Below are 8,386 nucleotides of genomic sequence, written 5' to 3'. Positions count from 1 at the left end.
AATTGGCCAAGAATCTAGGCTCAAAAACTTCAAATACTCAAAAACCACACAGCGATTCTTTCATCTTGATTGTTTTCGAGACGGAAATCACTGTGTGGTTTTATTTTGAAGCTAGTTTTTGCCCAGCCTCATTTTATTGTCGAAAATTTTTCTCTTAAAGTAGCATCTCTTTAGCAGCCTCCAGAATTCATACTGGACTACGATATCCTCTCCTAGTCTACGAAATGACGTGGATTTAAGCTTTAGTATGAGAATTGAAATAATAGAGAGTAGAGTCATTTCTATAAAGAACTTAAAGGCAAGCCTAAAAATTAAAAAACGAGACATCTCACAATAAATTCTAAAAACTATTTTCGCAAGATAGCTCATGAATCAGCTAGTAAGATGACCGAAAAGTCCTATCATTATAATCATATAGAGATTGTGACTAACGGTATGATATTTCATAAATCAAAAACTTGTCTTTCATTTTTCTGAAAAGACAAGTTTCTTTGTTTTACTGAATAACTTTTTGCGTTGCAGCGTATTTTGCTTCAACGGCTTCTTTTTCTGCTTTCCACCACTCTTGGTTGTCAGTGTACCACTTGATAGTCTCTTCTAAACCTTCTGAGAAGTTAGTAAATTGTGGTTCCCAACCAAGCTCTTCACGAAGCTTACTTGAATCAATAGCATAACGTAAGTCATGACCTGCACGGTCTGTGACGTGATCATAAGCATCTTTAGGTTGCCCCATTTTTTCAAGAATCATTTCAAGAACTTCTTTGTTGTTCTTTTCACCGTCAGCACCAATCAAGTAAGTTTCGCCCATACGCCCCTTAGTTAAGATAGCCCAAACTCCAGTTGAATGATCATTGGTATGAATCCAGTCACGAACGTTTTTACCCTCACCATAAAGTTTTGGTTTAATGCCAGCCAATATGTTGGTGATTTGGCGCGGAATAAACTTCTCAATGTGTTGGTATGGTCCGTAGTTATTTGAACAGTTAGAAATAGTCGCCTTGACACCAAATGAGCGCACCCAAGCTTTGACTATCAAGTCTGATGCTGCCTTAGTTGATGAATAAGGTGATGATGGGTTGTAGTTGGTTTCGGCAGTGAATTTTTCACCTGGCCCCTCACCATGTTCTGGTAAATCTTGGCGAAGTGGTAAATCACCATAAACTTCATCTGTTGACACATGGTGGAAACGGATATCGTACTTACGAGCTGCTTCAAGTAGGGTGTAAGTTCCGATAAAGTTGGTGTGAACAAACGGACTTGGATCATTGAGAGAATTATCATTATGACTCTCAGCTGCGTAGTGAACGATGGCATCAGCCTTAGCAGCTAATTTATCCACTAATTCCGCATCAGCAATGTCACCAACAACCAATTCAACGCGATCACCAAGAATAGCTTCGATATTCGCTTTATTCCCAGCATAAGTGAGTTTATCAAGAACAGTCACGCGGACTTCTGGGTGGTTGTTGTAAACGTAGTGCACGAAGTTAGAACCGATGAAACCAGCTCCACCTGTGACGATGATGTGTTTAAACATTATTTTCTCCAAATTTTTTTATTTTTGATAGTTTGCTAAAGTAGTGCGACGGCAAACAGTTGCCGCCACTAGCTGTCGCGATCGGCTACGGTTTTCACTAACCTAGAAAGGAAAAATATCATTTCCTTTCTAGGCGTCAAAGCAACTGAGCTTAGCATTCCATTCCTAAAGTTTAGCCTAGGTATCAACTGTTCCAAGACCGATAACATTCTGTTAATGGTCTTTTCACCACTGCGGAAACTATCCTTCTAGGCTAGCTTTACTCGCCTTATTTATCTAAGATTTCTTTTAAATAGTCAATTTTGTCAAAATCTTTTTGGTTATTGTTTTCTGCGCGATAGCTATCTTTAGAGGAAGCTTGGTAAATGTTGAGGTATTGTTCCAAGGTAGGAAGATAATAGCGAATGCCCTGATTCTCTATTTCTTCTAGATCTTCTAAGGCTACACCAGCAAAGGCTGGTAGAGAATGAATACCTCCGAATTCCACGGAAAGATTACTTTTCTGAAATTCGTGTTCATGTCTGTCGACCAAATGATAACCTAATGCTTCCATAATGAGATTGAGTTCATCAAACTGGTAAATCCTTCCTTCATCAGGTGCCTCCCAACCTCTAGGATCACTAGGGACGTGAATGTCTATATCCTGTGGATTCCAACTTTTTCCAGTTCGAATTTCTAAGCCTAGACTGCCCATCAGAAGCGGTGTAATCCCAATATGATTGAGTCGCTCTGCAATTTCCAAAAAGCTCTCAAACATTTTATAAATCTTCTTTCTTTAAAGGTTTCACATCTTTGAGAAGGGGATGATTTTTATCTGCTTCTGAAACTTCTGCTGCTTCTAAATTTTCCCACTTAATACCAAGTGTTTCATCTGCGTAATTGACAAAAGCGTACTTTGGCTTGAGTTCCAAAGCCCAGTAGTCATTGACCAAGTAGCTATAAGACACCTTATCTGACAAGACTTGGAAACCATTAGCAACACCTCGAGGCACAAAGATACCTTTTGAAGCATCAATAACTGTTTGATAGACATTACCAAAATTATCACCTTCGCGAAGATCAACCCAAGATCCTAAAACCTTGCCTTCATCTGCAACAGAGATATATTTATCCCAAGGTTCTGCGTGCAAGCCACGAAGAACATTTTTGCGTGAGAAAGAGACGTTATTTTGTAATTTTCCCTCTTCAAAAAAGCTTTCTGGAAAACCAATAGGCACCATTTTTTCTTTTTGGAAATTCTCTTTGAACCAGCCACGGTTATCACCACGGACAGGAATATCAAATTCCAAGAGCCCTGGAATAGCATCGATTTTGCGGCAGGCTAGTTCTTTATCAAAAAATTGTTCAGTCATTAAGCTTCTCCAATCAAACGGAGCAAGTATTGTCCGTATTCATTTTTCTTCAGTGGTTGTGCCAATTCAAGAACTTGTTCTTTGGTAATATAACCCATACGGTAAGCAATTTCCTCAAGGTTTGCTACTTGAACATTTTGCAAGCGTTGAACGGTTTCGATATACTGACTAGCTTCAAGCAATGATTCATGTGTACCAGTATCCAACCAAGCAAAACCACGTCCCATCAACTCAACAGATAAATCGCCACGGTCAAGATAAGCTTTATTGACGTCCGTAATTTCTAACTCACCACGAGGTGAAGGCTTGATATTTTTAGCAATCTCTACCACATCATTGTCATAGAAATAAAGGCCAGTAACCGCAAAGTTTGATTTTGGTTCTTCTGGTTTTTCTTCAATGGACATGGCATTCATGTTTTCATCAAATTCAACAACACCGAAACGCTCTGGGTCTTTGACTTGATAGCCAAAAACAGTCGCACCTGTTTCTTTAGAAGCTGCACGCTGGAGCATTTTAGTCAAACCATTACCGTGGTAGATATTATCACCTAGAATCAAGCAGACACTATCATCTCCTATAAACTCCTCACCAATAATAAAGGCTTGTGCGAGACCGTCTGGACTTGGCTGTTCAGCGTAGGCTAAGTTAATGCCAAGTTCTGACCCATCTCCTAACAAATCCTTAAAACGTGGAAGATCCTGAGGTGTTGAAATGATTAAAATATCTTTAATCCCAGCCAACATCAAGGTTGACAATGGGTAAAAAATCATTGGCTTATCATAGATAGGCATAAGTTGTTTTGACGCAGCACGTGTTAAAGGATACAAACGTGTTCCTGAACCACCGGCAAGAATAATACCTTTCATAATGAAAGACTCCTTTTTATAGAAAATTTATTCCTTAATTAGTAACCGTTTTATTTTATCATATTTTAACTATATTTGTCAGCTTCCAATGTGTTCCAAATGTAGTTAGAAGCTTTATAAGCTTCGGCATCCAACAAAAAGGTTTGATTTTGTAACATTGAGACGAGCTCTCTAGCAATGAGTGGCCCTGTTGTCAAACCTGATGATCCTAAGCCACTGGCAACATAGACACCTTCTAAATCAGGGACTTGACCATAGAATGGTGAAAAATCACTAGTGTAAGCTCTGATACCGATACGATCCGTTTTTGCTAGCGCCTCATCAACTTTAGGGAAAAAAACACGCGCTTCTGACTCTAATCGGTCTAAAATGGATTGATCCACCGTCAAATCAAACCCTTTATCATTTTCGTGACTAGCACCGACAGAAACCTTGCCATTCACAAAAGGAATGACATCTAGTTCCCCTTCTGGCATAAACACAGGGAGATTTTCAGTTTGGTAATCCTCAAACTGATAGTCTAATAGCTGTCCTTTTTGAGGACGAACATCCACTTCGTAGCCCAATGGTTCCAAAATTTTTCCTAACCAGGCACCTGTCGCCAGAATAACCCTGTCAAAATGCTGACCGTCAATATCGTAACAATTTCCAACTTGTGTCAACGTCACTTCTTTACAAATCACTGGACAAGCTGCCGCTTCTAATAAGGTCTTCGTTAAGGCCGCACCATCTAAGCGAGCTGCACCTGAGGCATAGAGCATTTGACCTTTTGTCTCTAAGTCTGGAAAAGCAGCTTTAACATCCTCTTCAGAAAGAATTTTCAATTCTCCAATCAAGGGTGATTCTTCAATCCGACTATAGGCTAAATCATATAAATCCTGAAAATGCTCAGGTGTCTTTTTATGAAGAAGAATACCAACTTGCTTATAAAAGGACGTGTCAAATCCATCTTTTTGCAAATCTGCTACTAGTTGTGGATAAAAATCCGCTCCTAAGCGAGCCATTTTATACCAGGCTTTATTACGGCGGCGTGAAAACCAAGGACTAATAATACCTGCAGCTGCCTTTGTTGCCTGACCAAGACCATGGTCAAAAACAGTCACTTGGAGATCCTCTTCTTTTGACAAATAGTAGGCTGCAGTTGAACCTACAATACCAGCGCCAATAATAGCAATTTTCATATTATTTCCTTTCTTAAGACTTAACCCAAGGCCACATCCATCACCATCATAATCACAAATCCCATCATGAGACCAAGTGTTGCAATATCCGTATTACCATTTGTTTGTGATTCTGGAATTAACTCTTCTACTACAACGAAAATCATAGCGCCTGCTGCAAAAGACAGGGCATAGGGCAAAATTGGCATCATGGCTAGAACAAGAGCTGCACCAAGAACAGCAAAAATGGGCTCTACAATAGCTGATAAAACACCTAAACAAAAGGCTCTTCTTCGACTTTTACCATCAGCTCGGATTGGAATAGATAAGGCAGCTCCTTCTGGAATATTTTGCAGACCAATTCCTACAGCAAGACTGATAGCGCCAATCAAGGCCGGAACGCTAAAAGTCCCTTGAGCCAAGGCACCAAAAGTAACGCCTACAGCTAAACCTTCCGGAATATTGTGAATCATAATAGCTAAAAATAAGAGAGAAGTTTTCGACAATTTTTTCTCCGGTTGCAATCCTTCGACGTCTTCAATACCTTTATCCAAATGCAAGTGAGGCACTAAAGCATCGATGAGACGAATAAAATAACCTCCCAAGAGAAAACCTATCGCAGCTGGAACAAAGGCCCATTTCCCATAAGAACTTTCTGCATAGGAAATAGACGGCGCTAAAAGCGACCAAAAGGAAGCCGCAATCATGACACCTGCCGCAAACCCCATCATGACGTCTAGTAGCTTTCGACTAATATGCTTAAAGAAAAAAACAATAGCTGATCCAACAATCGTACAAGCCCATGTAAATAAACCTGCTAAAAAAGCTAGTAACACAACATTTTGCGATGATAGCCATTCAATCATAAATCACCTCTACCGATGTGAAAAGGGATTGGTCGATGATTGACTTTCAAGAACATCCACTTCCCATTTTTCCTCTAATTTCCACTGCTTCAAACGTTTAGCAATCTCAGAGATAAAAAGTACTTCAATATGATGACCTGGATCAATGGCGTATAGACCATCCGTAATCATTTCCTGAGCTGTATGATAATAAATATCGCCAGTCACATAGACATGAGCACCTTTTGCTAAAGCCTCTTGATAAAAGGATTGCCCCGAACCACCACAGATAGCTACTCTTGAAATCCTTGGATTTTGCTCATCATAGCGCACCATACGAACACTATCTAAACCAAAGCTATCCTTAACTTTTATGGCAAAATCCTCCAAAGTCTGCTCAGGAATATCACCAATCCTTCCAATACCCACTTGATCAGTGGTCAAAGACAAGGGTTCCGTATTTTCAATACCTAGAATTTCACAAAACCAGTCATTGAGACCATCTGGAATAATATCAATATTAGTATGGCTAACATAGACAGCAATATCATGTTTAACCAAATCTAACAGTATATCACGTTGAGGTGACGATACCAGATCCTTAATGCCTTTGAAAATTGGTGCATGCTTGGTAATAATCAAATCTACCTCTTTGACGATAGCTTCTAAAACTGTGTTTTCACGGACATCTAACGTTACCATTACTTTCTTGATATCCTTATCTAGCGTACCAATTTGTAAGCCAACAACATCGCCCTCCATGGATAATTCTGGTGGACAATAATTTTCATATTTTTCGATAACTTCCTTAGCTAACATCAGAAATGACCTCCTTAATCTTTGTCATTTTTGTCATAAGTACCTCTCGTTCTGATAATTTCTCTTCTGGTACAGACGACAGAGCAAACGCTAACTTATCCCACTCTCTTTGCCATTTAGCTTTAAAAACAGCAGACTTATCTTTTAAAAGATAGGGACCAAAGCGAAAATCATCGTTTGATAAAGTCATTTGGCCGTGCTCAGCCACGATAATTTCATAGTATTTATTATTTTCGGTCATCATTGTTTCTGAGACGATGCGAAAGTCATTTTTCTCAAGCCAGCGTCGTAAATCGTCCTCACGATTATTGGGTTGCAAAATCAAGCGCTCAACACTTGCTAACTTTTCCTTACCAGCATCTAAAATCTCAGAGATTAAACGACCACCCATGCCGCAGATTGTAATAGCTGACACCTGGTCACTTGCTTCAAATGCTGCTAATCCATTGGCTAAACGAACCTCAATCTTATCTGATAAGTGTGAAGACTGCACATTTTTGATAGCTGATTGATAGGGACCTTCTACCACCTCACCAGCAATAGCCCGCTCAATGTGACCTTGTTCCAATAGAGCAATAGGAAGATAGGCATGGTCACTTCCCACATCCAGTAAAACAGCATTTTTAGGGACAAACTTAGCAACTTCTGAAAGTCGTTTTGATAATTGTGTTTCCATTTGTTTTTGTTTACTCTTTCATTCTTACAATAGTTTTATTATACCAAAAAACCACCCTAGTTTGGGTGGTAATCCTGTGAATATTCTTGCGATTATTAACGATTTTTTAATGTCAAATAGGTTCTACCATAAGCAAGAGCAAATAAAGCATAAACTATTCCCAATAAAGGGGCTCTGAATAAAACAAAGGGAGTTTCAGAAAGAAAGTGTCCCCAAAAATCCCAACCCGATAACTGCCATAAACCTGGCGTAAGATACCACGATTTTGGATTTAAAAATGATGGATAGCCACCAGTCTGATAACTTAGTAATAGTGATAAACTGGTTAAACTAAAGAGAATAAATAGGAAGGCTACGTTTTTTAATAATCTCTTTTTCATATCAACAACTGAAGCATCGTCTGAAAAAATTTCCTCTGAAACAGTGGGGGAGTGCTGACGAAAATACTGTTCTCCTGACCAAAGTGAGCCACTGATGTGATCCCAACCATAATCGTTAAACAGTTGTATATAGTCTATATACTCTTCATTTTTCTTAAAAGACCTAAAATCAATTTTGACAATCGGATAGTTGCCAGTCTTAGATTTTCGGAAACGATAGAGTGGCACATAACTTCCTACACCCTCAAAAACATAACCTTTAGCTTGAACTGCGTTAATCCAAGTCTCTTCTTTCTTGATATCCCCAAAAAATAATTTACATTTCCGCATCATGCTCTCCTTTCATCATTTCATCTTCAGCAACCATTAACAATTTTTTAAAACGTTCAATCTCAAGTTTTAATATTTCACGTCCTTTAACTGTTGTCTGATATACCTTTCGACGCTTATCATCAGTTGGAACCGATGCAATCCATTCCAGTTTTAATAAGTTTTCAATGGCGCCATACATGGTACCAGCAGCAATCTTGACATCTCCTAGGCTCATCTCTTCTACTTTTTGCATGATTAGGTAACCATGTCCAGGTTCTAACAGAGCCATTAAAATATAGTAGGTCGTTTCAGTCAGTGGGAGTTCTTTCGCCCTTTTCAAGACCATACACCTCTTTTCCATACACTATACAGTTTAACTTTATAACGCTATTATATATCGTTGTACTATACATGTCAACTGTATAGTAAAAAAAGA

At 39.0% G+C, this 8,386-nt stretch carries 10 protein-coding genes; all 10 read right to left on the bottom strand.

Features of this window, described 5'->3' with window-relative positions; genetic code table 11:
* Nucleotides 1-496: 496 nt before the first annotated feature.
* Entirely contained in the window at nt 497-1,537 is a 1,041-nt protein-coding gene (rfbB, locus tag ACMZ6U_RS08045) for a dTDP-glucose 4,6-dehydratase (protein ID WP_416107755.1), read from the bottom strand.
* A 268-nt stretch (nt 1,538-1,805) separates the two neighbouring features.
* Nucleotides 1,806-2,294 carry a phosphoribosylanthranilate isomerase gene (locus ACMZ6U_RS08040; protein ID WP_278023610.1) on the bottom strand — a complete coding sequence of 163 codons (489 nt, stop codon included), beginning with the start codon at nt 2,292-2,294 and terminating at the stop codon, nt 1,806-1,808.
* A gap of 1 nt (nt 2,295) precedes the next feature.
* Nucleotides 2,296-2,889, bottom strand: coding sequence for a dTDP-4-dehydrorhamnose 3,5-epimerase family protein (locus tag ACMZ6U_RS08035; RefSeq protein WP_416107753.1), 594 nt, complete (start codon nt 2,887-2,889; stop codon nt 2,296-2,298).
* Nucleotides 2,889-3,758: a glucose-1-phosphate thymidylyltransferase RfbA gene (gene rfbA / locus ACMZ6U_RS08030; protein WP_416107751.1), complete on the bottom strand. Its 870-nt coding sequence runs from the start codon at nt 3,756-3,758 to the stop codon at nt 2,889-2,891. Before rfbA ends, ACMZ6U_RS08035 begins: the two co-directional genes overlap by 1 nt.
* A gap of 65 nt (nt 3,759-3,823) precedes the next feature.
* Nucleotides 3,824-4,939, bottom strand: a complete 1,116-nt coding sequence (locus ACMZ6U_RS08025; RefSeq protein ID WP_416107749.1) for an NAD(P)/FAD-dependent oxidoreductase — start codon at nt 4,937-4,939, stop codon at nt 3,824-3,826.
* Nucleotides 4,940-4,959: 20 nt separating this feature from the next.
* Complete coding sequence (locus ACMZ6U_RS08020) at nt 4,960-5,784, bottom strand: ZIP family metal transporter (protein ID WP_416107747.1); 825 nt, start codon at nt 5,782-5,784, stop codon at nt 4,960-4,962.
* A gap of 9 nt (nt 5,785-5,793) precedes the next feature.
* On the bottom strand, nt 5,794-6,582 hold the full coding sequence (locus ACMZ6U_RS08015) for a Nif3-like dinuclear metal center hexameric protein (protein ID WP_416107745.1): 789 nt from the start codon (nt 6,580-6,582) through the stop codon (nt 5,794-5,796).
* Nucleotides 6,572-7,258 carry a tRNA (adenine(22)-N(1))-methyltransferase gene (locus ACMZ6U_RS08010; RefSeq protein WP_416107743.1) on the bottom strand — a complete coding sequence of 229 codons (687 nt, stop codon included), beginning with the start codon at nt 7,256-7,258 and terminating at the stop codon, nt 6,572-6,574. Before ACMZ6U_RS08010 ends, ACMZ6U_RS08015 begins: the two co-directional genes overlap by 11 nt.
* A 95-nt stretch (nt 7,259-7,353) precedes the next feature.
* Nucleotides 7,354-7,968, bottom strand: coding sequence for a DUF2812 domain-containing protein (locus ACMZ6U_RS08005; RefSeq protein WP_416107741.1), 615 nt, complete (start codon nt 7,966-7,968; stop codon nt 7,354-7,356).
* Nucleotides 7,955-8,290 carry a PadR family transcriptional regulator gene (locus ACMZ6U_RS08000; RefSeq protein WP_104968850.1) on the bottom strand — a complete coding sequence of 112 codons (336 nt, stop codon included), beginning with the start codon at nt 8,288-8,290 and terminating at the stop codon, nt 7,955-7,957. The genes ACMZ6U_RS08005 and ACMZ6U_RS08000 overlap by 14 nt, the downstream gene beginning before the upstream one ends.
* Between the last annotated feature and the right edge of the window lie 96 nt (nt 8,291-8,386).

It is taken from the genome of Streptococcus pluranimalium, from assembly GCF_047785745.1.
Lineage (GTDB): Bacteria > Bacillota > Bacilli > Lactobacillales > Streptococcaceae > Streptococcus > Streptococcus pluranimalium_B.
This window is presented reverse-complemented; position numbering and strand designations above follow the sequence as displayed.

What these genes read in the sequence shown, in the direction of transcription:
- rfbB (WP_416107755.1), bottom strand. Translation starts at nt 1,537, where the DNA reads ATGTTTAAACACATCATCGTCACAGGTGGAGCTGGTTTCATCGGTTCT.
- ACMZ6U_RS08040 (WP_278023610.1), bottom strand. Translation starts at nt 2,294, where the DNA reads ATGTTTGAGAGCTTTTTGGAAATTGCAGAGCGACTCAATCATATTGGG.
- ACMZ6U_RS08035 (WP_416107753.1), bottom strand. Translation starts at nt 2,889, where the DNA reads ATGACTGAACAATTTTTTGATAAAGAACTAGCCTGCCGCAAAATCGAT.
- rfbA (WP_416107751.1), bottom strand. Translation starts at nt 3,758, where the DNA reads ATGAAAGGTATTATTCTTGCCGGTGGTTCAGGAACACGTTTGTATCCT.
- ACMZ6U_RS08025 (WP_416107749.1), bottom strand. Translation starts at nt 4,939, where the DNA reads ATGAAAATTGCTATTATTGGCGCTGGTATTGTAGGTTCAACTGCAGCC.
- ACMZ6U_RS08020 (WP_416107747.1), bottom strand. Translation starts at nt 5,784, where the DNA reads ATGATTGAATGGCTATCATCGCAAAATGTTGTGTTACTAGCTTTTTTA.
- ACMZ6U_RS08015 (WP_416107745.1), bottom strand. Translation starts at nt 6,582, where the DNA reads ATGTTAGCTAAGGAAGTTATCGAAAAATATGAAAATTATTGTCCACCA.
- ACMZ6U_RS08010 (WP_416107743.1), bottom strand. Translation starts at nt 7,258, where the DNA reads ATGGAAACACAATTATCAAAACGACTTTCAGAAGTTGCTAAGTTTGTC.
- ACMZ6U_RS08005 (WP_416107741.1), bottom strand. Translation starts at nt 7,968, where the DNA reads ATGCGGAAATGTAAATTATTTTTTGGGGATATCAAGAAAGAAGAGACT.